The following is a 24,691-nucleotide window of genomic DNA, read 5'->3' as shown; positions in this document are numbered from 1 at the left end:
AGTCCCCTTTTTCAGGAAATATTTCCAAAAAACGGGGACTGTCCCCTTGTTGTTTTTAGCCCCAAAACGACGATTTCAGCATGTAGTCTGAAGCCTTAAGCAACGTGGTCAGACGCGACGTTGCACGGTCTCCTTTGAGCCGGCGGCCGCGCATTGTTGCAAGAATATTTCTTAAAAAAGGGGACTGTCCCCGATTTCAGGAAATATTTCCGGAAAAAGGGGACAGTCCCCGTGGGGAGCCGTGGTGGAGATGCAACGGTCAAGCGGCTTCGCTGCCCAGCAGGGCCTGCTCGATATCGCCGCGCTTCAGCTCCGGCGCGAACTGGGAGATGAATTCGTAGGCATACTGGCGCAGATAGGCGCCGCGCCGCACGGCCAGGCGCGTGGTGTTCGACGCGAACAGGTGCGAAGCCTCGATGGCGCGCAGGCCCTTGTCGCGACCGTGGTCGAACGCCATCGAGGCGACGATGCCCACGCCCAGCCCCAGCGACACGTACTGCTTGATCACATCCGAATCCATCGCCGTCAGGACGATGTCCGGCCGCACGCCGGCCTTGTCGAAGGCATCGTCGATGTGGCCGCGGCCCGTGAAGCCCACGTCGTACGTGATCAGCGAGAACTCGGCCAGGTCTTCCAGCCGCACCGGCGTGCGCGCCAGCAGCGGGTGGTTGTCGGGGACGACGATCAGGTGGCTCCAGCGGTAGCAAGGGAAGGACACGAGGTCCGGGAACTGCGACAGGCCCTCGGTGGCGATGCCGATATCGGCCTTGCCGGACAGGACCCACTCGGCGATGTGCTCGGGCGAACTCTGTTGCAGGGCGATGCGCACGTCCGGAAACGCATGCCGGAAGTGCGACACGGCGCGCGGCAGCGCGTAGCGGGCCTGCGTGTGCGTGGCAGCCACCGTCAGCGTGCCGGTGCTCTGGCCCTTGTATTCCATGCTGGCGTGCTGCAGGTTCTCCGCCTCGATCAGCAGGCGGTCGATGATCTTCAAAATGCCCTTGCCCGGCTCGGTGAGGCCCGTCAGGCGCTTGCCGTTGCGCTCGAAGATGACGACACCCAGTTCATCTTCCAGCTCGCGGATCTGGCGGCTCACGCCCGGCTGCGACGTGAACAGCGCGTTGGCCACTTCCGTCAGGTTGTAGTTGCGGCGGGCCGCCTCGCGGATGGATCGCAGCTGCTGGAAATTCATGATGACGCTCCTTCATCGACGAACACACGCAGCCGCTTCGGCCGCACGACCAGCGTCTCGCCTTCCTTGAACCCCAGGCTGGTGAAGCGCTCGTTGGAAATCGTGGCCTCGATCATCTGCGCGTTGTCGGCGCGTTCCAGGTCCAGCTGGGCCAGCGGACCGATCGCATGGGCGCGGCGCAGCTTGACGACGATGCCTTCCGCGCCGGCCGCATAGCGCTCGACATCCATCTCGTGCGGCCGCACGTACGCCGTGCCCTTCGCATCCACGCCATCGCGCACGCCATCGTGGCCCGCCACGTCCAGCTGTACGCCTTCGCTGGCCAGCACGCCACCATTCACGCGGCCATGGAACACGTTCACATTGCCCAGGAAGCCGTAGACGAACGGCGACGCGGGATGGTTGTACACCTGGTCCGGCGTGCCGATCTGCTCGACGGTGCCCTTGTTCATCAGCACTACCTGGTCCGCCACTTCCAGCGCTTCCTCCTGGTCGTGCGTCACGAAAATCGACGACACGTGCAGGTCGTCATGCAGGCGGCGCAGCCAGCGGCGCAGTTCCTTGCGCACCTTCGCGTCCAGCGCGCCGAACGGCTCGTCCAGCAGCAGAACACGCGGTTCCACAGCGAGGGCACGGGCCAGCGCGATCCGCTGGCGCTGGCCGCCGGAGAGCTGCGGCGGATAGCGGTCGGCCAGCCAGTCCAGTTGCACCAGCTCCAGCAGGTCCTTCACTTTACGGCGGATCTGGTCTTCGGAAGGACGCTGGGCGCGCGGCTTCACGCGCAGGCCGAACGCCACGTTCTCGAACACGGTCATGTGCTTGAACAGCGCGTAGTGCTGGAACACGAAGCCCACCTGGCGCTCGCGCACGTGGCGGTCGGACGCATCCTCGCCATCGAGCAGCACCTGGCCCGAGTCCGGGTGTTCCAGGCCGGCGATGCAGCGCAGCAGCGTGGTCTTGCCGCAGCCGGAGGGGCCCAGCAGCGCCGTCAGTTCGCCGGCCGGGAAGTCCAGCGAGACATTGTTCAGTGCCACGAAGTCGCCGAAGCGCTTGTTGATGTTCTTGACTGCGATCGTCATGTTGGTTCCCGCCGTATTAGTTGTCCGTGTCGTCCGCACGCGATTCGTGCAGGCGCCACTCGATGAAGGATTTCAGGGCCAGCGTCACCAGCGCCAGCAGCGCGAGCAGCGAGGCGACGGCAAAGGCCGCGACGAAGTTGTATTCGTTGTAGAGGATCTCGACCTGCAGCGGCATCGTGTTGGTCTCGCCGCGGATGTGGCCGGAGACGACGGACACGGCGCCGAACTCGCCCATCGCGCGGGCATTACACAGGATCACGCCATACAGCAGGCCCCACTTGATGTTGGGGAGCGTCACGCGGAAGAAGGTCTGCAGGCCGGAGGCGCCCAGCACCACGGCCGCTTCCTCTTCCTCGCTGCCCTGCGCCTGCATCAGCGGGATCAGCTCGCGCGCCACAAACGGGAACGTGATGAACACGGTGGCGATGACGATGCCCGGCACGGCGAACAGGATCTTGATGTCATGCTCGGCCAGCCACGGGCCCCACCAGCCCTGCGCGCCGAACAGCAGCACGTAGATCAGGCCGGAGATCACGGGCGACACGGAGAACGGCAGGTCGATCAATGTCAGCAGCAGGCTCTTGCCGCGGAATTCGAATTTCGCGATCGCCCACGATGCGGCGATGCCGAACACGAGGTTCAGGGGCACGGCGATGGCGGCCGTGATCAAGGTCAGCTTGATGGCGGCGATGGCATCGTCCTCGACGATCGCTTCCAGGTACACCTCGGTGCCCTTCTTCAGCGCCTCGGCAAACACGGCGACCAGCGGCACGAACAGGAACAGCGTGAGGAAGGCCAGCGCGACGAAGATCAGCAGCCAGCGCACCCAGCGCGGCTCCAGCACATCGGAGACGGTCGGCAGCTCGCCGCGTTTTTGCACGGCAGGGGTTACCACATTCGCAGTGCTCATTTTTTCCCGCCCTTGCCACGCGCCCAGGCCTGCAGCAGATTGATCCCCAACAGCATCAGGAACGACACGACCAGCATCACCACGGCGATCGCCGTGGCGCCCGCGTAGTCATACTGTTCCAGCTTGGTGACGATGAACAGCGGCGTGATCTCGGAGACCATCGGCATGTTCCCGGCGATGAAGATCACGGAGCCGTATTCGCCGGTGGCACGCGCGAACGCCAGCGCGAAGCCCGTCAGCAGCGATGGCAGCACGGTCGGGAAGATCACGCGGCGGAACGTCGTCCACGACGAGGCGCCCAGCGAGGCGGCCGCTTCTTCCAGTTCGCGTTCGGCATCCTCCAGCACCGGCTGCACCGTGCGCACGACGAACGGCAGGCCGATGAACGTCAGCGCCAGCATCACACCCAGCGGCGTGAATGCCACCTTGATGCCCAGCGTGCCTTCGACGAACTTGCCGATCCAGCCATTGGATGAATACAGCGCCGTCAGCGTGATGCCGGCCACCGCGGTGGGCAGCGCGAACGGCAGGTCGACCAGCGCATCGATGAAGCGCTTGCCCGGAAAGCGGTAGCGCACCAGCACCCAGGCGACGATGAAGCCGAAGACGGCATTGATCGCGGCGCCGATCAGCGAGGCGCCGAACGTGAGGCGATACGAGGCCATCACGCGGTCGGACGTGACGGCGCTCCAGAATGCCTCCCACGTCATCGTGAAGGTCTTCAGGAACAGCGCCGACAGCGGGATCAGGACGATCAGCGTCAGGTAGAAAATGGTGAAGCCGAGCGAGAGGTTAAAACCGGGCATCACCCGGTACGGTGCCCGCTTCCTCGCTTCGAACGGTATCGGCTGCGGCGCTGTGGCCGGCAGTACTGCAGACATGGGGGCCCTCTTATTACATTTTCGGATATTGGGCCCGAAGTTTCGCATCTGGTCGTTATAAACCAAACGAACCTTTAGTCATTTGCTTAGATGAATGGACAGATAAGGAAAAATCGGGGACAGCCACCTATTTCCGGGCAAGATTGCCCGGAAATAGGTGGCTGTCCCCGATGTCGAGGGCCGGCTGCGCGGTGCTTACTTGTTCGGCTGCGGCGTCAGGCGCAGGTAAGGCTTTGGCGACGTGAAGCCTTTCGGGTACTTCTGCTTGAGCACTTCCGGATCCTGCACCGTCAGCGGGATGATCACGTCATCGCCATCCTTCCAGTTGCCCGGCGTGGCGACGGTGTGCTTGTCGGTGAGCTGCAGCGCATCGATCACGCGCAGGATCTCGTCGAAGTTGCGGCCCGTGCTCATCGGATAGGTGATCTGCAGGCGGATCTTTTTCGCCGGGTCGATCACGAACAGCGAGCGCACCGTGGCGGTGGCGGACTGCTCGGGGTGGATCATGTCGTACAAGGTGGCGACCGATTTGTCGGCATCGGCGATGATGGGGAAGCCCACCACCGTCTGCTGCGTCTCCTCGATGTCCTTGATCCATTCCTTGTGCTTGTCGGCCGGATCGACGGACAGCGCGATCGCCTTCACGTTGCGCTGGTCGAATTCGGGTTTCAGTTTCGCCGTCAGTCCCAGCTCGGTCGTGCAGACCGGCGTGAAGTCGGCCGGGTGGGAGAACAGCACCACCCAGGAATCGCCCGCCCATTCGTGGAACTTGATGCGGCCGATGGAAGAGTCCTGCTCGAAGTCAGGGGCGATATCGCCAAGGCGTAAGGTCATGAAAGTCTCCGGATTGGTTAAGCAGACAACGGACCTGCATTGTGCGCCGCTTCGGCCAGCGTTTGCAACTGCTGCTGGCCGAACAGCCAGTCGTGCAGGCCGGAGTCGGCGTTGATGTGGCCGAGGGCGCCGGCGTCGATGAACGTGCTGCCCCAGCGGTCCGCCCAGCGCTGCGCGCGTTCAATGGGCATCCATGGATCGTCCGTGCTGGCGATGACGATGGTGGGGCAAGGCAGCGGCGACTGCGGCAGCAGCGCGGCCACGCCGAACTTGTCGGGATCGGCCGGTGCCACCAGCAGCAGGCCGGCAATGCCGGCAGGGTTGCGGGCCACGCTGTGCACCGCGGCGAGGCAGCCGAAGCTGTGCGCGACGATCAGCGTGCCGCCAGGCTGGCTACGGCTGGCGGAAGAGGCACGCCGGACATCGTCCACGCGCGCGCTCCACTTCGGCAGGTCCGGCTGCGAGAAATCGTCCTGCCGGACTCGCTCGAAGGACGGATACAGGCGCTGCCAGCGGCTTTGCCAGTGTTCCGGGCCGCTGTCATCCAGGCCCGGCGCGACCAGCACGCGAAACGGCGTCAGGCTTGCCGGCATGCCGTCTCCCGGCCTATTTCTGGTAGATCTGGTCGAACACGCCGCCATCGGCGAAGTGGGTCTTCTGGGCTTTGGTCCAGTCGCCCGCCACGTCGGCCAGCGTGAACAGCTTCACGTTCGGGAACTGGGAAGCGTACTTCTTCGCTTCCTTTTCCACCGTGGGACGGTAGTAGTTCTTGGCGATGATCTCCTGCGCCGCATCGGTGTACAGGAATTGCAGGTAGGCCTCGGCCACCTTGCGGGTGCCATGCTTGTCGACCACCTTGTCCACCACGGCGACCGGCGGTTCGGCCAGGATCGACACGGACGGCGCCACGATCTCGAACTTCTCCGGACCCAGTTCCTTGATGGCCAGCAGGGCTTCGTTTTCCCAGGCGATCAGCACGTCGCCGATGCCCCGCTCGACGAACGTGGTGGTGGCGCCGCGCGCGCCGGAGTCCAGCACCGGCACGTTCTTGTACAGCTTCTTCAGGTAGTCACGCGCGGTGGCATCGCTGCCGCCCGGCTGGCGCAGCGCGTAGCCGTAGGCGGCCAGGTGGTTCCAGCGTGCGCCGCCGGAGGTCTTCGGGTTCGGCGTGATGACGGCAATGCCCGGCTTGACGAGGTCGGCCCAGTCCTTGATGCCTTTCGGGTTGCCCTTGCGGACCAGGAACACGATGGTCGAGCTGTACGGCGTGGAGTTCTTCGCCAGGCGCTTCTGCCAGTCCGGTTTCACCAGGCCCTTCTGCGAGATTTCATCGATGTCGTAGGCCAGCGCCAGCGTGACGACGTCCGCTTCCAGGCCGTCGATCACGGCGCGGCCCTGCTTGCCCGAGCCGCCGTGCGACTGCTTGATCTTGACGTTGTCGCCCGTCCTGGCTTTCCACTCTTTCGCGAAGGCGGTGTTGACGTCCTGGTACAGCTCGCGCGTCGGGTCGTACGACACGTTCAGCAGCGTGATGTCGGCCGCCTGGGCACCCAGTGCGAAGGTGATGGCCGCGGTAAGTACGGAAAGCTTCTTGGACAGCATCTGAATCCCCTTATGTTTGGAAACCGCAGAGTAGCCCTTAGTCTTATAAAAAAGAACGAACATTTCGTTCGTTCCTTATGCCGAAACCTTATATCAGGTTCACCGGATCAATAGAATCTGTTGAACAGCACCACGGCCCACGCGGCGGCCGCCAGCAGCGACGCGAGCAGCACGGCGGCGCTACCGAAGTCCTTGGCGTTCTTCGACAGCGGATGGCGCTCCAGCGACACGCGGTCGACGACGGCCTCGATGGCCGAATTGATCAGCTCGACGATCAGCACGAACACGAGCATCCCGATCAGCAGCAGCTTCTGGAAGCTGGAGACGGGCAGCACCAGGGCGATCACCGTGCCCGGCACGGCCACCATCAGCTCCTGGCGGAACGCATGTTCATGGCGCCAGGCCGACTGCAGGCCCTGCATGGAATACCCACAGGCCGCAACGATGCGCTGCAGGCCGCTCTTGCTCTTGAATTCGCTGACGGGTTGGGTCATGGGAGAAGCTCGGGAAATGGGAGCTTATTATAGTGCAGCGTTGCGAGGGTACCGCTACGGGATGCCGATGTCGCGAATGGCGCGTGCAACCGTCCCCGGGCCTCCCCTAATTTCAAATTTTTTCACATCATGGTATAAAGCTTCCAGGTACTTACTGCAGCGCACCAACCACATCATGAAAATCGAACCCGTTGGGGAACAAAAGACGACGATCCAGGTCATCGAACGGATGGTCAGCCTGCTCGACGCGCTGGCCCGCTATCCGGATCCGGTCAGCCTGAAGGAATTGTCGAAGGAATCCGGCCTGCACCCTTCCACGGCGCACCGCATCCTGAACGACATGGTGCTCACCCGCTTCGTGGACCGCATCGAACCGGGCACCTACCGCCTCGGCATGCGGCTGCTGGAACTGGGCAATGTGGTGAAGAGCCGGCTGTCGGTGCGGGAGGCGGCGCTGGACTTCATGCGCGCACTGCACAAGAAAACCCAGCAGACGATCAACCTGTCGGTCCGCCAGGGCGACGAGATCGTCTACATCGACCGGGCCTTCTCGGAACGGTCGGGCATGCAGGTGGTGCGCGCTATCGGCGGCCGCGGGCCGCTGCACCTGACGTCCACGGGGAAACTGTTCCTGTCGGTGGACGAACCGAAGGCGATCCGCGCCTATGCCACGCGCACGGGCCTGGCGGGACACAACAAGAATTCGATCACGGACCTGCCGCGGCTGGAGCGCGAACTGTCGCTGGTGCGGGCGCGCGGCTATGCGCGCGACAACGAGGAACTGGAACTGGGCGTGCGCTGCATGGCGGCAGGCATTCGCGACGATGGCGGCAAACTGGTGGCCGGCCTGTCGATCTCGGCGCCGGCCGACCGCCTGCAGGAAGACTGGCTGGACGACCTGGTCAATACCGCCAACCAGATCTCCGCCACGCTCGGCTACATGCCGGCAGCCGACTGAGTCATCGCGCCGGCGCTGCCCACGGCCGCACCGACGGCTGCCGGGAACTGCGGCGCGAATGGCGTGGAGAACTGCGCCGGGCGCAGCGCCGTCAGCCATTTCTTCATGCGCACTGCATCGGCCACGCGCGCCGCGGTGCCCTTCGCATCGAGCAGCACCATGATCACGGCGCGGCCTTCGATCACGGCCTGCATCATCATGCAGCGCCCTGCCTCGTTGATGAAGCCGGTTTTCTGCAGGCCGATCTGCCAGCCCGAGCTGGGGATCACGAGACCGTTCGTGGTGCCGAACTGCACCGGACGGCCATTGCGCTCGACGACCGCTTTCGGGTCGGTGGAAAATTCCCGCAGCATCGGGTGTTCGTAGGCGGCCATCGCCAGCTTGGCCAGGTCCCGCGCGCTGGCCACGTTCTGCGTGGAAAGGCCCGTGGAGTCATGGTAATGGGTGTCCGTCATGCCCAGCGCCTGCGCCTTGGCGTTCATCGCCTCGACGAAGGCCGCGCGGCCGCCCGGATAGTTGCGGCCCAGCGCCGAGGCGGCACGGTTTTCCGAGCTCATCAGCGCAATATGCAGCATGTTGCGGCGGGTCAGGCGGTCACCCACCGTCAGGCGCGAGCTGGAGAACTTGGCGCGGTCGACGTCTTCGTCCGTCACGGTCAGGACTTCATCGAGATCCTGCTCTGCCTCGACGACCACCAGCGCCGTCATCATCTTCGTGATCGAGGCGATCGGCAACGCGACGCCGGCGTTCTTCTCGAACAGCACTTCGGCATTGTTCTGGTCGACGACGAGGGCCACGTTCGATTTCAGGTCGAGGGGATCGCGCGTCAGGTTCAGGCCGGCCAGGTCACCGACCGTGGGACGGCCCACGGGCACGGCAGCCGCCGCCACCGTGGTGACGCGCTGGTACACCACCTTCTTCTTGCCGCGCACGGTCACGGTGCGGCGCACCACCTTGTCGCGCGGTTCGGCCGCGGCCAGGCGGCGCACGCCGCCCTTGCTCACCTTGCCAGCCTTGGCCTTCTTGACGACGGTTTTCTTCGCTTTCGCGCCATCGGCTGCCTGCACGGCAGTTACCGGCACCGACACGCACAGGGCGGAAATCAGCGCCGTCACGATCATCTTGTACATGAGTTTTTCCCCGATTCAGCACCAAAACAGTCGTTGCAGTGTAGCAAAATGCGATGGGGCCGCAAGCGAATTCACATTGCCGGGCACGAAGTGTGTCCAGTCTGAAAACGAAATCGCCCCTGTTGACGCGTCGCTGCAACGAAGCTTGGCAACCGTTCATCACCTTCGGCACTGCCGGCGCTAATCGCCGACAAACGTGGCGAAGGCCGCCAGCGGCGCGCGCTCCGTGACCAGCGAGTTCTCGATCCGGTCCGGGTCGGCAACCCCGAGCGCCATCCCGCACACCACCATTTCATTGTCGGGCAATGCCAGCCGTTCCGCAATGATGCGGTGGAATTGTGTGAACGCTGCCTGCGGGCAGGTGTCGAGCCCACGGGCCCGTGCCGCGATCATGACATTCTGCAAAAACATGCCGTAGTCCAGCCACGACCCTTGCTCCATGATGCGGTCGATTGTGAAAATCAAACCCACCGGTGCGTCGAAAAATGTGAAATTGCGCGCGTGCTGGGCCGCCATGCCCGCCTTGTTCTCGCGCGTGAGGCCCAGCAGCGCATACAGGTCCCAGCCCACCTTGCGGCGCCGGTCGATATAGGGCGACTTCCATTCGCGGGGATAGTAGGGATATTCCTCCTGGTGCTGGCCGTTCTGCTCCGGGTCCTGGTAGGCCGCGGTAATGGCCGCGCACAGACCCTCGCGCGCGGTACCGGTCAGCACATGGACTTTCCAGGGCTGCGTATTGGTGCCGGATGGCGCCCTGCTGGCCACTTCCAGGATGGCGGCGATATCTTCCCGCGCGACCGGCGTGGGCAGGAAAGCGCGGATGGAACGGCGCGACGTGATGGCGGCATCGACGGCCTGCTGGGCGGAGTTCGTGATCACCGTTGTTTTCCTGTTCAGGATGAGTCTTAAAAATGCTTTTGTGCAATGCAAAACACGGCTTGCAAACGCTATCAATTCCATTAGGAAACAAATAACAGTCGTCCGCGTGAGAAAATCCGTTTGCTCCTTGTCGCCACCGGATCGATCGCCTACATTTGCTGGAATCGTTGCTTTGTGCAACGCACAAAATTCGCTTGACTTAATCGATGGCACCCGTAAAATCGCCGATGTTGCGTTGCACAATGGCCGTTCGGAGCCGGTTACAACAAGCTTTCATTCCACATTATTTTAATGGAGAACTACATGTTTTCGATTCCTGAGCAATTTTCCAATGCGACGAAGGCCAACTTCGAGAGCCAGTTCGCAATCTTCTCGGCGCTGACCAACAAGGCCTTCGAAGGCGTTGAAAAGCTGGTCGACCTGAACCTGACGGCCGCCAAGGCCTCGCTGGAAGAATCCTCGAGCACCGCCAAGCAGCTGCTGTCGGCCAAGGATCCGCAGGAGTTCTTCTCGCTGAGCGCCGCCCAGGCCCAGCCGGCCGCCGAGAAAGCAATCGCCTACAACCGTCACCTGGCATCGATCGCTTCCGGCACCGCCGCCGAGTTCTCGAAGGCCGCCGAAGCGCAGATCCTGGAAACGAACCGCAAGGTGATCTCGCTGGTCGACGAAGTGAGCAAGAACGCCCCGGCCGGCAGCGAAAACGCCGTCGCCCTGTTCAAGTCTGCTCTGGGCAGCGCCAACGCCGGCTACGAGCAGTTCACCCGCACCACGAAGCAGGCGACCGACGCGATCGAAGCCAACGTGAACGCCGCCGTCAGCCAGTTCACCGCCGCCGTCAAGTCGGCACCGGTGGCCGCTGCTGCTGCTGCCGCTGTCGCCAAGTAATGGATTGTGCCGGCCCAGGCCGGCAGGGCGCGGCTTCCACGCGGAAGCAACGCCTGAAGCATCGCTGTCTCAGGTCTCCTCGGCATCCGTGGATCCTCTCAGCGGATGTCTTTCCCGCGCCCCGGCCTGACCGGGGTGTTTTTTTGTCTGGTGGTGTTGTCCGCCAGATTCAGCGGCAGATTCGGGGATGTGGTCCCCGATGTACGGCGGTATTACTCGCCCAGGTAGGCGGCCTTGACGCGCGGGTCGTCCAGCATGGCGGCGGCGTTGCCGGTCATCGTGATGATGCCGGAGTCCATCACGTAGCCGCGGTCGGCGGCCTGCAGCGCCAGCTTGGCGTTCTGCTCCACCAGCAGGATCGTGATGCCCTGCTTCGACACATCGCGGATCACTTCGAAGATCTTCTCGACCATGATCGGCGACAGGCCCATCGACGGCTCGTCGAGCAGCAGCAGGTGCGGGTGGCACATCAGCGCGCGCGCCATCGCCAGCATCTGCTGCTCGCCACCGGACAAGGTGCCGGCCAGCTGGTTGGCCCGTTCCTTCAGGCGCGGGAACACGTCGAACCACCTGGCGATGTCGGCGTCGATGCCGGCCTTGTCGTCGCGCGTGTAGGCGCCCATCATCAGGTTTTCCTGGATGGTCATACGCGTGAACACGCCCCGCCCTTCCGGCACCATCGCCAGCTTGCGCTCGACCAGGTGGAAACTCTGCGTGCCCTTCAGCGACTGGCCCAGGTACGAGATCGTGCCTTCGACCTTGCAGGCCGGCAGCGTGCCCGTGATGGCCTTCAGCGTGGTGGTCTTGCCGGCGCCGTTCGCGCCGATCAGTGTCACCAGCTCGCCTTCATTGACTTCCAGGTCGATGCCCTTGACGGCCTTGATGCCGCCATACGCCACCTTCAGGCCGGCGATCTTCAATACATTCGCGACCATCAGTGCGATCCTCCCAGATAGGCTTCAATGACGGCCTGGTTGCTTTGGATTTCATGCGGCAGGCCTTCGGCGATCAGCTTGCCGTATTCCAGCACGCTGAGGCGGTCGCACAGGCCCATCATCAGTTTCACGTCGTGCTCGATCAGCAGCACCGTCTTGCCCTCTGCCTTGATCTTCACCAGCAGCTCGCGCAGCGCCAGCTTCTCGGTGGCGTTCATGCCGGCGGCCGGTTCGTCCAGCGCCAGCAGCTGCGGATCGGTGGCCAGCGCGCGGGCAATCTCCAGGCGGCGCTGGTCGCCATACGACAGGAACTTCGATGTACGGCTGGCGAACTGGCCGATGCCGACGAAGTCCAGCAGTTCCTGGGCGCGCTGGCGGATTGACGCTTCCTCTTCCCGCGCGGCCTTGTGGCGGAAAATGGCGCCGAACACGCCCTGGTGCGAGCGCACGTGGCGGCCCACCATCACGTTTTCCAGCGCCGTCATCTCGCCGAACAGGCGGATGTTCTGGAAGGTGCGGGCGATGCCGGCCCTGGCCACCGCATGCGGTGCCGATGGCGAATACGGCTTGCCGGCCAGCTCGAACGTGCCGGTGTCCGGCTGGTACAGGCCCGTGATCACGTTGAAGAACGTGGTCTTGCCCGCGCCGTTCGGACCGATCAGGCCGTAGATCTGGCCCCGCTTGATGTTGATGCGCACATCGGTGAGCGCCTGCAGGCCGCCGAAGCGCTTGTTGACACCTTCGATGTTCAGGATCGTTTCGTTCATGTCGCTCATGCCGCCACCACGCCCGTCGACTGTTCTTTCGTATCGGAGTCGCCGTCAGGACGATCCTCGTGCTTCGGCGATGGCCACAGGCCCGCCGGGCGGTACAGCATGATCACCACCATCGCCAGGCCGTACAGCAGCTGGCGCAGCACTTCCGCCTCGATCAGCACCTTGCCGAACAGCTGCTGCTGCACCGGTTCGACGACGTGGCGCAGCACTTCCGGCAGTGCCGCCAGCAGCGCGCCGCCCAGCACGACGCCCGGGATGTGGCCGATCCCGCCCAGCACCACCATGGCCAGCACGGCGATCGATTCCGTCAGCGAGAACGATTCCGGCGACACGAAACCCTGGAACGAGGCGAACATGGCGCCCGACACGCCGCCGAACGTGGCGCCCATCGAGAACGCCAGCAGCTTCACGTTGCGGGTATTGATGCCCATGGCCTTGGCGGCGATCTCGTCTTCGCGGATCGCCACCCAGGCGCGGCCCAGGCGCGAGTGCTGCAGGCGCGACGTGACGAAGATCGTGGCGATCGTCAGCAGCAGGAACAGGAAATAGTAGGCGTTCACTGACGGCAGCTGGAAGCCCGCCACCTCGACCGTGGAATTGGAACCGGGCGCGCCGGCCAGGTCCACGCCGAACACGCGGATCGAATCGATCAGGTTGATGCCCTGCGGCCCGTTGGTGATGTTGATCGGGTCGTTCAGGTTGTTCATGAAGATGCGGATGATTTCGCCGAAGCCCAGCGTGACGATGGCCAGGTAGTCGCCGCGCAGCTTCAGCGTGGGGGCACCCAGGATCGCGCCGAAGATGCCGGCCAGCGCTGCCGCGAACGGCACGATGAACCATACCGACAGGTGGATGCCGTTGGTGCGGATATCCTCGCCCAGGATTGCCACCAGCGTCTCGCCGAAGCCGGGATGCAGGCTGATCAGCGACTCCAGCAGCGTCGCGAACTGTGGCGAGGCGAACAGGCCCGTCATGTAGGCACCCAGCGCATAGAAGGCGATGTACCCCAGGTCCAGCAGGCCGGCAAAGCCGACCACCACGTTCAGGCCCAGGGCCAGCATGATATACAGCAGCGCCAGGTCGGCGATGCGCACCCAGGAGTTGCCGAAGTGCTGCGCGACAAACGGGAAGACCAGCATCAGCACGAGCACCACGCCCATGCTGACGAAGGCCTTCTTCGGATCGCGCGACTTGTCGAAATTGAGCAGTGCCATCGTGTTCTCCTCAGGCGCGGTCGGCCACGCGCTCGCCCATGATGCCGGACGGACGCACCGTCAGCACGAGGATCAGCACGACGAACGCGAAGATGTCCTGGTAATGGCTGCCGAGGAAGCCGCCCGTCAGGTCGCCGATGTAGCCGGCGCCCAGGCTTTCGATGATGCCGAGGACGATCCCGCCGATCATCGCGCCATAGATATTGCCGATGCCGCCCAGCACCGCGGCGCAGAACGCCTTCAGGCCGGGGATCGTGCCCATCGCGAACTGGATCGACGCGTAGTTCGCGCCCCACATCACGCCGGCCACGGCGGCCAGTGCCGCACCGATGGCGAAGGTGTAGACGATCACGCGGTTCGAATCGACGCCCATCAGGCCGGCGACGCGGGGGTTCTCGGCGACGGCGCGCATGGCGCGGCCCATCTTGGTTTTTTCCACCAGCAGCACCAGCGCGCACATCGACAGCGCGGCCAGGGCCAGCAGCAGGATCTGCGTGATGCTGATGACGGCGCCGCCCACGGCGATCGGCTCGGCCGACAGCAGCTGCGGGAACGGCAGCGGGTTGCGGCCCCAGATCATCATCGCGAAGGTCTGCAGCAGGATCGACATGCCGATCGCCGTGATCAGCGGCGCCAGGCGTGGTGCGTTGCGCAGGCGGCGGTAGGCGATGCGTTCGATCAGCACGTTGACGACCATGCAGACGGGAATCGCGCCGGCGATGGCCAGGGCCAGCTGCAGCCAGCCATTCATTTCGGGGAAGTGGGCACCGAGGAGGTTCAGGATCGTGAGGCCGGCCATCGCACCGATCATCAGCACGTCACCGTGGGCGAAGTTGATCAGGTTCAGCACGCCGTACACCATCGTGTACCCGAGCGCGACGAGCGCATACATGCTGCCGAGCACGAGCCCGTTGATGATTTGTTGGATAAAGGTATCCATCACTCCCCTTCTGGGCCGGCCTGCGCCGGCGCGTAACAAAAACGGCACCCGGGAGTTCGTCCCGCAGTGCCGCCGCATGATGCCGATTGAATCCGATCGAATCCGATTACGGTCGAGCCCGTGTCCTGGTGCCAGGCACCAGGACACGGGCTCGACAATCCGACCTTGCCAGACACTGCCGGATGTGGCGTCGCTTTTGACAACGGCCAGCATCCTACTATGGTTCGTTTCCATCCGACAGGGCGCCAAACATAGTCTGGTCGGCCAACGTTCGGATGGATTCGCCTAATCCTGTGCGCCCTCCATCATAACGACTCGCGCAGCAAACGGCGCACGGAATAATGGTGAATACACAAAATAATGTTCAGATCGAACGGTCAGGCCAGGCCCTTCGGCAGGGGGAACGTCACGTGCTCTTCCACGCCTTCCAGCGGGCGCACGCTCTTCGCGCCCAGGGCCTTCAGGCGGTCGATGACGGCCTGCACCAGCACTTCCGGTGCCGAGGCGCCGGCCGTGACGCCGATGCGCTGGTGGCCATCGAGCCAGGTCGGGTCGATCTGGTCGGCGTTGTCCACCATGTAGGCCGGGGTGCCCATCTTGCGCGCCACTTCGCGCAGGCGGTTCGAGTTCGAGCTGTTCGGGCTGCCGACGACGATCACCACTTCCACCTGCGGCGCCATGAACTTGACGGCTTCCTGGCGGTTGGTGGTGGCGTAGCAGATGTCGCCCTTCTTCGGCTCCTGCACGGCCGGGAAGCGCGCCTTCAGGGCGGCGATGATTTCCGCCGTGTCGTCGACCGACAGCGTGGTCTGCGACACGTAGGCCAGCTGTTCGGGATTGCTCACCTGCAGGTTGGCCACGTCCTCCAGGGTTTCCACCAGGTGCATGCCCTCTTCCGCCTGGCCCATGGTGCCTTCCACTTCCGGGTGGCCATCGTGACCGATCATGATGATCTCGCAACCGGCCTTGCGCATCTTGGCCACTTCCACGTGCACCTTGGTGACCAGCGGGCAGGTGGCATCGAAGATCGACAGGCCGCGCGCTTCCGCCTCGGCCCGCACTGCCTTCGAGACACCGTGCGCCGAGAACACCAGCGTGTTGCCGGCCGGGACATCGTCCAGTTCCTCGATGAAGATGGCGCCCTTGGCGCGCAGGTCGGCCACCACATAGGCGTTGTGAACGATTTCGTGGCGCACGTAGATCGGCGCGCCGAACTGCTTCAAGGCGCGCTCGACGATCTCGATGGCGCGGTCCACGCCGGCGCAGAAGCCGCGCGGCTGGGCCAGCAGGATTTCCTTGTCGGCGTCGATCGAGGCGAGCGAGGTTTGTTGGATGGCGATTGTCATCACAGCACCGAGATCAGGTTGACTTCGAAGCGCACCGGCTGGCCGGCCAGCGGGTGGTTGAAGTCGAAGAGGGCGGCATCGTCATGCAGCTCGCGCAGGATGCCGGAAAAGCGGCCGCCGCCGGGCGCCGCGAAGTCCACCAGGTCGCCCACGCGGTATTCGGCGCCGGGCACCGAGTTCTCGTCCAGCGTGGCGCGCGTGACGGGACGGATCAGCTCCGGATTGCGCGGGCCGAACGCCACGCCCGCTGCCAGGTCGAAGGCCTTCTGCGTGCCTTCCGGCAGGCCGAGCAGCAGCTCTTCCAGCACCGGTGCCAGTTGTCCTTGTCCCAGCATCAGCGTGGCAGGGTTGCCGCCGAAAGTGGAAACGATGTCCGTGCCGTCGAGCTGGGCCAGACGGTAATGCAGCGTGAGATAAGCGGAAGAGGTAACGACGTTCGACATGATGTGGCAGGGCCGGTTGGGCAAACCGGTATTGTAAGCCAGCTTGGCGCGCGGCGGCTGATTGCGGCCCGCCCGCCGCCCGCTGGAAGCACATCAGTACCGGGCGCCGGGCCCGCTCCATAATGAACCTCCACCCCGTGATTCCCACACGACCAGGAGGCAAGATGAGCATTTCGGAATGGCCGGCCCACCAGCGCCCGCGCGAGCGGCTGATCCGCGAAGGCGCGCAGGCCCTGTCGGATGCGGAACTGCTGGCCGTCTTCCTGCGCGTGGGGCTGCGCGGCAAGAACGCCGTCGAGCTGGCCGGCGACCTGGTGCGGCATTTCGGCTCGCTGCAGGCGCTGCTGCGCGCCAACGTCCGCGAATTCACCCGCGTGCCGGGCTTGGGGCCGGCCAAGTATGCGCAGCTGAACGCCGTCATCGAACTGGCGCGCCGCGCGATCGGCGACGAGATGATTTCAGGACAGGCGATCTGTTCGCCACAGGCGGCCAAGGATTACCTGCGCCTCGCGATGGCGGGCCGGCCGTACGAATCGTTCCATGTGTTGTTCCTGGACGTCAGGAACCGGCTGATCACGGCGCGCGAGCTGTTCCGCGGCACGCTCACGCACACCAGCGTGTATCCCCGCGAAGTGGTGCGCGAGGCACTGGAGCGCAATGCCGCCAGCGTGATGCTGGCCCACAACCACCCGTCCGGCACGCCGGAGCCCAGCGAGGCCGATTTACTGCTCACCCGCTCGCTGGTCCAGGCGCTGGCGCTGGTCGATATCCGCATCCTCGACCATTTCGTGGTGGCGGGACATCGCGTGCATTCGTTTGCCGAGCACGGGCAGATGTGACATTTCAGGTGTGGGCGCTTTTCAGATATGCGCCGGTTTACCTATACAGATCAAGGACTTCCGCTCGTGGCCACAAACTGATTTCGCTTCATGTCGCATAATGTTAAATTATTTCTCGACTTCGTGACACAATTGTTTTTCCCAAGTGATTGAAAAACCTCAGTTTTTTCGCTACACTCCTGTTTTTCCAATTTTGGAAGTTATCTAAGGAGTGCACCATGGCACGTGTTTGCCAAGTCACTGGGAAGAAGCCGATGGTCGGCAACAACGTTTCCCATGCAAACAACAAAACGAAGCGCCGTTTCCTGCCGAACCTGCAGAACCGCCGCATCTTCGTCGAATCTGAAAACCGCTGGGTCTCCCTGCGTCTGTCCAACGCCGGCCTGCGCGTGATCGACAAGGTCGGCATCGACGCCGTCCTGACTGACATGCGCGCACGCGGCGAAAAAGTCTAATAGGGAGCTATCATGGCAAAAACTGGCCGCGACAAAATCAAGCTGGAATCGACCGCTGGCACGGGTCACTTCTACACCACGACCAAGAACAAGCGCACGATGCCGGGCAAGATGGAGATCATGAAGTTCGATCCCAAAGCCCGCAAGCACGTGGCTTACAAGGAAACGAAGATCAAGTAATTGATCGCGTTCCACGAAAAACCGCTCCTCGGAGCGGTTTTTTATTGCCCAAAAAATGGGGACGGACCCCATTTTTCAGGAAACTATTTCCAAAAAAAGCAAAAAAAGGGGACTGTCCCCCGTTTTAGGAAATATTGCCAAAAATTGGGGACAGTCCCCGTTTTTAGGAAACATTCCGCGATGCCTCGCCGCATGCTGACCCGGCACTTGTCTGCACCATGCCGGGCCTGCCTCGCTACTACCCGAAATACCCGCCCTCGTCGATGTCCCGCAACAGCCCCACCTGCTCCGGCACCCAGCCCAGCGCCGCCTGCGTCCTGGCACTCGACGCTCCCATGTCGTCTGCGACGAAATGGGCCAGCCAGCCGAAGTGCGCAGCCGCTTCTTCTTTGGCCAGCGCCTTTACCGGCAGACCCAGCCCGCGCCCGATGGCGGCGGCAATGTCCCGGAACGCAATGCCCTCTTCCGCCACCGCATGCCACGGCCCGCTGCCACCGCTCTCCACCGCCAGCCGATACGCCCGCGCGACATCGAACCGGTGCGTGGAAGACCACAGATTGCCGCCATCGCCGACAAACGCGGAGACACCCGTGCGCCGCGCCACGTCGATCAGCATCGGTACGAAGCCGTGGTCGCCGGTACCGTGCACGGACGGCGGGAGCCGCATCACCCAGGCCTTCCCACTCTCGGCCCGCACCGCCGCCGCGGCCGCTTCCGACTGGCGCGGAAAGCCCGGCGCCGGCGCATCGTCCTCGGTGGCGGGCCGACCCTGCGCCAGACGTGCCAGGCCGGAGGTGACGATCAGCGGCCGCCCTTCCAGCGCCACGCCCAGTCCTGCGATGACGCGTGCATCCTCCGCGCAGCTGTCGGCGAAGCGGGAAAAGTCATGGTTGAACGCCGTGTGGATGACGGCATCGACACCTTCGACGCCGCGCCGCAAGCCATCCAAATCCTCCAGCCTGCCGCGATACGTTTCGGCGCCGGTGCGCGAGAGCGCTGTGGCGGCTTCTTCGGAACGCACCAGGCCGCGGACTTCATGCCCCGCACCCAGCAGTTCCTTGACAATGGCGGAGCCGACGAAGCCCGTCGCTCCGGTAACAAATACACGCATGGAATCACCCTCCGTTGAACAGAAGGCCAGTGTCCACGCTCCGCTTACCCAGGTAAAGCAGTGATATTATCCCGGTATAACGACCACCTGCCTCCATGGACATCGCCGTCATCCCCAACGAAACCCGCCTCGGCGCCTACCTGAAGCGCCGCCGTACCGCCCTCGACCCGGCGGCACTGGGGCTCACCTCCACGCGCCGCCGCACGCCGGGCTTGCGCCGCGAGGAAGTGGCGCAGCGCGCCAGCATCAGCACCACCTGGTACACCTGGCTGGAACAGGGGCGCGGCGGTGCTCCGTCGGCAGCCGTGCTGGACCGCATTGCCACCGCCCTGCTGCTGACGGATGCCGAACGCGAGCACGCCTTCCTGCTGGGCTTGGGCCGCCCGCCCGACGTGCGCTACCAGGCCGCGGCAGCCGTCTCGCCGCGCCTGCAACGCGTGCTGGATGCCTTCGAATACAGCCCGGCGATCGTGCGGACGATGATGTGGGATGTGGTGGCCTGGAACCGCGCCGCGGCGCGGCTGCTGACGGATTATTCGCTGCTGCCGCCGGCGCAGCGCAATATCGTGCGGCTCATCTTCACCAACCCGCACACGCGGGCCCGGCAGGTGGACTGGGAAGCGGTGGCGCGCTTCGTGGTTGCCGTGTTCCGCGCCGATGCGGCCCGGCTGGGGTCCACGCCGGCGGTGGATGCCTTCGTCGACGAGATGCGCCGTACCAGCCCGGAATTCGAGGCATTCTGGCGCGACAGCACGGTGCGCAACTGGGGTGAAGGCGTCAAGCAGCTGCGCCATGGCGATGGCGTGCTGTCCTTCGACTACTCGGCGTTCACGGTGGACGGCCGGCCCGACCTGGGCATGATCGTCTACAACCCCGCCACGCCGGCCGATACCCAGCGCATCAGAGCGCTGCTGGCCCTGGAAACTTAGCCGGAAAAATTGCCTGAAAAATGGGGTCTGTCCCCATTTTATTGGAAAGATTGCCTAAAAAATGGGGTCTGTCCCCATTTATTGTCCCCACTTATTGGCAACCTTCCACGTACTGCACCTGCTCCCAGGCGCCCGCGTAGAAGGTGGCGACCGTGCCCTGCCGCGTCTCGAAGCGGATGGCGTGGCGGCTGTCGGCGCTGGGCACCGTCAGGTATTTCTCGGCCGGATTCTCGACGCTGGGCGCGGTGTGCAGTGCGTCGCCATAGCGCTGCGCCACGTCGGCCACCGGATCGCCCACGCGGATGCCGCGGTCGGAAGCCACGCCGGTTTCCTGCACATCGACCCGCTGCAGCACATCCTTCACGAACATCAGGCCCACGCGCGGTTCCGCGGCGGGCGACACGTAGAAGCAGGCGCGGCTGCCCTGCAGGGCCAGCGGCGCGCGCTGCAGGTGGTCGTCCAGCACGCGGTTGACGGTGTCGAAGTCCATGCCCACCCTCAAAGGCCCGACACCGTCGGCGCGCACCGTCCAGTCCTCGGCCAGCGCGCTGCCTGCCATCGACAGCAGCAGCAGCAGCAGCAGCAGAAGTAGAAGCGGCGCCGCGGTATAAAGTCGTTTCATGTCGTCTCCAAAACAAAACGGCCCCGCAGGGCCGTTTTCATTGTAACTACTTATCGAAGCATCAGGCGTAACTGCGCAGGCGCAGGGAGAACTCCTGCAATGCCTTGATGCCGGAGGCTTCGGCACGCTGGCACCAGTCCTGCAGCTTGTGCACCAGTTCTTCGCGGGTGAAGTGCGAACGTTCCCAGATCACGCCCAGTTCCACGCGCATCGTGTGCATCGTCTCCAGCGCCTTGCTGTGCTGGAACAGCTCGACCAGCTGCTGCTGCTGCGGTGCGCCCAGCTTGGCCGGCTCGCTCTGCATCAGCTTGCGGCTCGACTTCAGGAAGCCGTCGCCCAGCTGCGCCTTGTCCTTCAGGTGCGCCACTTCTTCTTTCCAGGCGTGCTTCACCGATTTCGCGTACTTCGCCATCACGTCATAGCGGTTGGCGATCACGGCATGCAGCGTGTCCAGGTCGGCATGCGCCTTGTTGTCGGCGAACTTCGGCTTCGGCGGCATCTTCTTCACCTTGGCCAGGCCCACCATTTCCATCATGCGGATATAGCCCCAGCCGATGTCGAACTCGTACCACTTGGACGACAGCTTGGCCGACGTGGCATACGTGTGGTGGTTGTTGTGCAGCTCTTCACCACCGATCAGGATGCCCCACGGGATGATGTTGGTGGCCGCATCGCTGCAGTCGAAGTTGCGGTAGCCCCAGTAGTGACCGATGCCGTTGATGATGCCGGCGGCGGTGACGGGAATCCACAGCATCTGCACGGCCCACACGGTGATGCCCTTGGCGCCGAACAGCATCACGTTGACGATCAGCAGCAGCGCCACGCCCTGCCAGCTGTACTTCGTGTACAGGTTGCGTTCGATCCAGTCGTCCGGCGTGCCGTGGCCGTACTTGGCCATGGTTTCCTGGTTTTTCGATTCGGCGCGGTACAGCTCGGCGCCTTCCCAGAACACCTTCTTGATGCCGCGCGTGACGGGGCTGTGCGGATCCTCTTCGGTATCGCACTTGGCGTGGTGCTTGCGGTGGATGGCAGCCCATTCCTTCGTGACCTGGCCCGTGGTCAGCCACAGCCAGAAGCGGAAGAAGTGGCTCGGGATCGCGTGCAGTTCCAGGGCGCGGTGCGCCTGGTGCCGGTGCAGGTAGATCGTGACGGCGGCGATCGTGATGTGGGTAACGATCAGCGTGTAGATGACGGTTTGCCAGTTCGACAAGCCGGTGAGGCCATGCGTCAGGAATTCCAATACAGCGTTCAAGCTCAATCCATTTCAAGAAAGTGATTCCCTATCGCGCGGGAATGTACGCAACAGCTGTTACTCTGCTTCACTGCACTGCTGTGATGCATCTGCCAAGTTACACAGAAGCATGTAGTCACTACGCGGTGCAACATCACATTGTACGCGGATTCAACCGGAAACCATGGCCCGTCACGGATTGTTTTGTGGTATTTCGGGGATCGGTAATGTTCCGACAATACGCATTTCCCGCTGCGGGAACGGCACCGAGATCCGGTTGTCTTTCAGGGCTTTCCAGATGGCCCGGTTGACGTCCGACGTGACGCCGCCGCGGCCGTTTTCCGGATCGCCGATCCAGAAGCCCACCTGCAGTTCGAGCCCGTCGGCACCGAAGCTGAGCAGCGTGGCGCCCGGCGGCTTTTCCTGCAGCACGCGCGGCACGGCGGCGGTCGCGTCTTCCAGCAGCTTCAGCACGAAATCCAGGTCCGTGTCGTACGACACCGAGACCTTGGTACCGATCCACACCTGCTTGTTCGACAGCGTGGTGTTCTGCACGGCGCCCGAGACCAGCATCTCGTTCGGCACGATCGCCTCTACCCCGTCGAGCCCCTGCAGCACCGTGTAGCGCGTGTTGATGCGCGCCACCCGGCCGGTGTACTTGTCGACCGTGATCATGTCGCCGATGGCCAGGCTGCGGTCCAGCAGGATGATGAAGCCGGACACGTAATTGCTGGCGATCTTCTGCAGGCCGAAGCCGAGGCCGACACCGAGCGCGCCGCCGAACACGGACAGCACGGTCAGATCGATGCCCACCATGTTCAGGCTGAACAGGATCGCCACGATGATCAGCAGCGCGCGGCCCACCCGCGCCAGCACCACGCGCAGGTTGGAGTTCAGCGTGTCGACCGTCATCAGGCGCTCTTCCAGCGCCGCGCCGGCCCACATCGCCAGCACCAGCGTGATGACGACGGACACGATGCCCTGGCCGATCTCGGCCGCCGTCACCTTGTTCTTGCCGAGGCGGATGACAATGGAATCGAGGTAGTGATAGATATCGTCCCAGAAGCCGGTGATGTACAGCACCACGACGGCCCAGACGATCACCTGGAAGATCTTCTCGAACGTGAGCATGGCCGCGCCCACCTCGCCGCGCCGCGCGAACACGCGCCGTAGCAGGTAGAACACGAAACGGATCACGGCCAGCGAACCGAAGATGGGCAGGGCCACCTTCAGCAGGTTGACGTGGTACCAGCGCCGCAGCACCTCCTGCGCGATCGCCAGCAGGCAGACGATGGCCAGCGGCCCGATCACGCGCCCGAAGCTTTCCACGCCGAAGCGGGCGGCGGCGCCCTGCCCTGCGGCCTGGCGCCGCGCCAGTTGCGCGCGCAGCAGCCGCGAAATCCCCCAGCCCAGCACGATGCACAGCACCAGCGCGCCCAACTGCCACAGCAGGCCGGGGTCGCGCAGGTCGCCCAGCAGGTCGTTCAGCAGTGCGGACAGGGGAATCTGCTTCATCAGGCCTCGGCGCTGTCGTCGGACTCGGCGGCGGCGGCCTTGGCCATCGGCTTGCGTTCGAACACGGCGGCAAAGAAGCCGTCCGTCTGGTGCTTGTGCGGCAGCAGTTTCAGGTAGTCGCCCATCTCCAGGTCGATCTTCTGTTCCGCCAGCACCTGGCTCATCGGCACCAGCTGGAAGTCGGCGTGCGAGGCAATGAACTGCTCGGCCACCGCATCGTTTTCTTCCTTCAGCAGGCTGCAGGTGGCGTACACCAGGCGGCCGCCGCTCTTCACCAGGCGGGCGGCGCCGTCCAGGATCGCGACCTGCTTCTCGTGCATCTCGGCGATGGCGCCTTCCGGCTGGCGCCACTTTACGTCCGGATTGCGGCGCAGCGTGCCCATGCCCGAACACGGCGCATCGACCAGCACGCGGTCGATCTTGCCGGCCAGGCGCTTGATCTTGGCGTCACGCTCGTGCGCGATGGCGACCGGATGCACGTTCGACAGGCCGGAGCGGGCCAGGCGCGGCTTCAGCTTGGCCAGGCGTTTCTCGGACACGTCGAAGGCGTACAGGCGGCCCGTGTTGCGCATCTGCGCACCCAGCGCCAGCGTCTTGCCGCCGGCACCGGCGCAGAAGTCCACCACCATCTCGCCGCGGCGCGCACCGAGGATCTGGGCCAGCACCTGGCTGCCCTCGTCCTGCACCTCGATGGCGCCTTCCTTGAACAGCGGCAGGTTCTGCAGCTGGGGTTTGCGCAGCACGCGCAGGCCCATCGGCGAATACGGCGTGGCCTTGGCCGTGATCGGCGCTTCGGCCAGCTGGGCGATGACCTTGTCGCGGTCCGCCTTCAATGCATTGACGCGCAGGTCCAGCGGGGCCGGTGCGTTCAGCGCATCGGTCAGCTGCAGGGCTTCTTCCTCGCCATACTGCTCGACCAGCTTGTCCCACAGCCATTTCGGCATGTTCGTGCGCAGCGACTTGTGCAGCAGCGAGCGGTCGATGGCCGTCATGCGCGTCACCCACTCCAGCTCGTCCGGCGTCAGGCCCGGCAGCGCGTCCACGCCTACCGTGTCGGCCATGCCCAGCAGCATCAAGCGGCGCATCGTGGCGCCGCCGTTCGGCTCGGAGAATTCGGTGAAGAAGTTCTTGTTACGGAGCACCGCGTACACGCACTCGGCGATGGCGCCGCGCTCGCGTCCGCCGAGGCGGGGGTGGTCCTTGAAGTAGCGCGACAGGGTGGTGTCGGCGGGCGCGGTAAAGCGCAAGATCTCGCGCAGCACTTCTTCGGTGCTGGCGAGTACTGCTGGAGGCAATCTCATGGGAATCCTG

Annotated in this window: 27 protein-coding genes; 6 read left to right on the top strand and 21 right to left on the bottom strand. The window is 64.1% G+C overall.

Annotation, left to right across the window (positions count from 1 at the left end; translation table 11 throughout):
* Positions 1-259 precede the first annotated feature (259 nt).
* From IP91_RS16515 to IP91_RS16480, 8 genes are all read right to left on the bottom strand, one after another.
* Complete coding sequence (locus tag IP91_RS16515; RefSeq protein ID WP_145650163.1) at positions 260-1,192, bottom strand: CysB family HTH-type transcriptional regulator; 933 nt, start codon at positions 1,190-1,192, stop codon at positions 260-262.
* Positions 1,189-2,271, bottom strand: coding sequence for a sulfate/molybdate ABC transporter ATP-binding protein (locus tag IP91_RS16510; protein ID WP_145650162.1), 1,083 nt, complete (start codon positions 2,269-2,271; stop codon positions 1,189-1,191). Before IP91_RS16510 ends, IP91_RS16515 begins: the two co-directional genes overlap by 4 nt.
* Before the next feature lie 16 nt (positions 2,272-2,287).
* Positions 2,288-3,181, bottom strand: a complete 894-nt coding sequence (gene cysW, locus IP91_RS16505) for a sulfate ABC transporter permease subunit CysW (RefSeq protein WP_145650161.1) — start codon at positions 3,179-3,181, stop codon at positions 2,288-2,290.
* A complete protein-coding gene (gene cysT / locus IP91_RS16500) occupies positions 3,178-3,987 on the bottom strand; it encodes a sulfate ABC transporter permease subunit CysT (RefSeq protein ID WP_199754627.1) in 810 nt (269 codons plus the stop codon). The genes cysW and cysT overlap by 4 nt, the downstream gene beginning before the upstream one ends.
* A gap of 270 nt (positions 3,988-4,257) precedes the next feature.
* The gene (locus IP91_RS16495; RefSeq protein ID WP_145650159.1) at positions 4,258-4,896 is read right to left on the bottom strand and encodes a peroxiredoxin; all 639 of its coding nucleotides are present in this window, start codon (positions 4,894-4,896) and stop codon (positions 4,258-4,260) included.
* A gap of 17 nt (positions 4,897-4,913) precedes the next feature.
* A complete protein-coding gene (locus IP91_RS16490) occupies positions 4,914-5,489 on the bottom strand; it encodes an RBBP9/YdeN family alpha/beta hydrolase (RefSeq protein ID WP_145650158.1) in 576 nt (191 codons plus the stop codon).
* Positions 5,490-5,502: 13 nt separating this feature from the next.
* Positions 5,503-6,498: a sulfate ABC transporter substrate-binding protein gene (locus IP91_RS16485; protein WP_145650157.1), complete on the bottom strand. Its 996-nt coding sequence runs from the start codon at positions 6,496-6,498 to the stop codon at positions 5,503-5,505.
* 107 nt (positions 6,499-6,605) lie between these two features.
* Complete coding sequence (locus IP91_RS16480) at positions 6,606-6,992, bottom strand: diacylglycerol kinase (protein ID WP_145650156.1); 387 nt, start codon at positions 6,990-6,992, stop codon at positions 6,606-6,608.
* A 175-nt stretch (positions 6,993-7,167) separates the two neighbouring features.
* Here IP91_RS16480 and IP91_RS16475 point away from each other — a divergent pair, with 175 nt between their 5' ends.
* Positions 7,168-7,950, top strand: a complete 783-nt coding sequence (locus IP91_RS16475; RefSeq protein ID WP_145650155.1) for an IclR family transcriptional regulator — start codon at positions 7,168-7,170, stop codon at positions 7,948-7,950.
* On the opposite strand, the gene IP91_RS16470 is transcribed toward IP91_RS16475, so the two are convergent.
* Together IP91_RS16470 and IP91_RS16465 are read right to left on the bottom strand one after the other, a co-directional pair.
* Complete coding sequence (locus IP91_RS16470) at positions 7,929-9,080, bottom strand: serine hydrolase (RefSeq protein ID WP_145650154.1); 1,152 nt, start codon at positions 9,078-9,080, stop codon at positions 7,929-7,931. The two genes, IP91_RS16475 and IP91_RS16470, sit on opposite strands and share 22 nt — an antisense overlap.
* A gap of 180 nt (positions 9,081-9,260) precedes the next feature.
* On the bottom strand, positions 9,261-9,959 hold the full coding sequence (locus IP91_RS16465; protein ID WP_145650269.1) for a nitroreductase: 699 nt from the start codon (positions 9,957-9,959) through the stop codon (positions 9,261-9,263).
* A gap of 303 nt (positions 9,960-10,262) precedes the next feature.
* On the opposite strand from IP91_RS16465, the gene IP91_RS16460 reads away from it, so the two are divergent.
* A complete protein-coding gene (locus tag IP91_RS16460; protein WP_145650153.1) occupies positions 10,263-10,844 on the top strand; it encodes a phasin family protein in 582 nt (193 codons plus the stop codon).
* Positions 10,845-11,056: 212 nt separating this feature from the next.
* Here IP91_RS16460 and IP91_RS16455 read toward each other — a convergent pair whose 3' ends face one another.
* The 6 genes from IP91_RS16455 to IP91_RS16430 form a co-directional block, all read right to left on the bottom strand.
* Positions 11,057-11,779, bottom strand: a complete 723-nt coding sequence (locus IP91_RS16455; protein WP_145650152.1) for an ABC transporter ATP-binding protein — start codon at positions 11,777-11,779, stop codon at positions 11,057-11,059.
* Positions 11,779-12,546 carry an ABC transporter ATP-binding protein gene (locus tag IP91_RS16450; protein ID WP_371860630.1) on the bottom strand — a complete coding sequence of 256 codons (768 nt, stop codon included), beginning with the start codon at positions 12,544-12,546 and terminating at the stop codon, positions 11,779-11,781. Before IP91_RS16450 ends, IP91_RS16455 begins: the two co-directional genes overlap by 1 nt.
* A 5-nt stretch (positions 12,547-12,551) precedes the next feature.
* On the bottom strand, positions 12,552-13,769 hold the full coding sequence (locus IP91_RS16445) for an ABC transporter permease subunit (RefSeq protein WP_145650150.1): 1,218 nt from the start codon (positions 13,767-13,769) through the stop codon (positions 12,552-12,554).
* 10 nt (positions 13,770-13,779) lie between these two features.
* Complete coding sequence (locus IP91_RS16440; protein ID WP_145650149.1) at positions 13,780-14,709, bottom strand: branched-chain amino acid ABC transporter permease; 930 nt, start codon at positions 14,707-14,709, stop codon at positions 13,780-13,782.
* Between the two features lie 377 nt (positions 14,710-15,086).
* Entirely contained in the window at positions 15,087-16,055 is a 969-nt protein-coding gene (gene ispH, locus IP91_RS16435; RefSeq protein ID WP_145650148.1) for a 4-hydroxy-3-methylbut-2-enyl diphosphate reductase, read from the bottom strand.
* Complete coding sequence (locus IP91_RS16430; protein ID WP_145650147.1) at positions 16,055-16,498, bottom strand: FKBP-type peptidyl-prolyl cis-trans isomerase; 444 nt, start codon at positions 16,496-16,498, stop codon at positions 16,055-16,057. Before IP91_RS16430 ends, ispH begins: the two co-directional genes overlap by 1 nt.
* Before the next feature lie 164 nt (positions 16,499-16,662).
* On the opposite strand from IP91_RS16430, the gene radC reads away from it, so the two are divergent.
* The 3 genes from radC (at position 16,663) to rpmG (ending at position 17,972) form a co-directional block, all read left to right on the top strand.
* Entirely contained in the window at positions 16,663-17,337 is a 675-nt protein-coding gene (gene radC, locus IP91_RS16425; protein WP_145650146.1) for a RadC family protein, read from the top strand.
* A 218-nt stretch (positions 17,338-17,555) separates the two neighbouring features.
* On the top strand, positions 17,556-17,792 hold the full coding sequence (gene rpmB, locus IP91_RS16420) for a 50S ribosomal protein L28 (protein ID WP_026637479.1): 237 nt from the start codon (positions 17,556-17,558) through the stop codon (positions 17,790-17,792).
* A 12-nt stretch (positions 17,793-17,804) separates the two neighbouring features.
* Positions 17,805-17,972, top strand: a complete 168-nt coding sequence (gene rpmG, locus IP91_RS16415) for a 50S ribosomal protein L33 (protein WP_134384802.1) — start codon at positions 17,805-17,807, stop codon at positions 17,970-17,972.
* A gap of 238 nt (positions 17,973-18,210) precedes the next feature.
* On the opposite strand, the gene IP91_RS16410 is transcribed toward rpmG, so the two are convergent.
* Positions 18,211-19,083, bottom strand: coding sequence for an SDR family oxidoreductase (locus IP91_RS16410; RefSeq protein WP_145650145.1), 873 nt, complete (start codon positions 19,081-19,083; stop codon positions 18,211-18,213).
* 95 nt (positions 19,084-19,178) lie between these two features.
* Between IP91_RS16410 and IP91_RS16405 the strand changes: the two genes are divergently transcribed.
* Entirely contained in the window at positions 19,179-20,012 is an 834-nt protein-coding gene (locus IP91_RS16405) for a helix-turn-helix transcriptional regulator (RefSeq protein WP_145650144.1), read from the top strand.
* A gap of 91 nt (positions 20,013-20,103) precedes the next feature.
* Here IP91_RS16405 and IP91_RS16400 read toward each other — a convergent pair whose 3' ends face one another.
* From IP91_RS16400 to IP91_RS16385, 4 genes are all read right to left on the bottom strand, one after another.
* Positions 20,104-20,634: a hypothetical protein gene (locus IP91_RS16400; RefSeq protein WP_229474534.1), complete on the bottom strand. Its 531-nt coding sequence runs from the start codon at positions 20,632-20,634 to the stop codon at positions 20,104-20,106.
* Between the two features lie 61 nt (positions 20,635-20,695).
* The gene (locus IP91_RS16395; protein WP_145650143.1) at positions 20,696-21,892 is read right to left on the bottom strand and encodes a DesA family fatty acid desaturase; all 1,197 of its coding nucleotides are present in this window, start codon (positions 21,890-21,892) and stop codon (positions 20,696-20,698) included.
* Between the two features lie 165 nt (positions 21,893-22,057).
* Positions 22,058-23,380: a mechanosensitive ion channel family protein gene (locus tag IP91_RS16390; protein WP_145650142.1), complete on the bottom strand. Its 1,323-nt coding sequence runs from the start codon at positions 23,378-23,380 to the stop codon at positions 22,058-22,060.
* Positions 23,380-24,681, bottom strand: a complete 1,302-nt coding sequence (locus IP91_RS16385; protein ID WP_145650141.1) for an RsmB/NOP family class I SAM-dependent RNA methyltransferase — start codon at positions 24,679-24,681, stop codon at positions 23,380-23,382. Before IP91_RS16385 ends, IP91_RS16390 begins: the two co-directional genes overlap by 1 nt.
* Between the last annotated feature and the right edge of the window lie 10 nt (positions 24,682-24,691).

Origin of the sequence: Pseudoduganella lurida (assembly GCF_007830455.1) — a bacterium.
Lineage (GTDB): Bacteria > Pseudomonadota > Gammaproteobacteria > Burkholderiales > Burkholderiaceae_D > Rugamonas > Rugamonas lurida.
The sequence above is the reverse complement of the archived record's forward strand: the minus strand, read 5'-3'. Positions and strand labels throughout refer to the sequence as shown.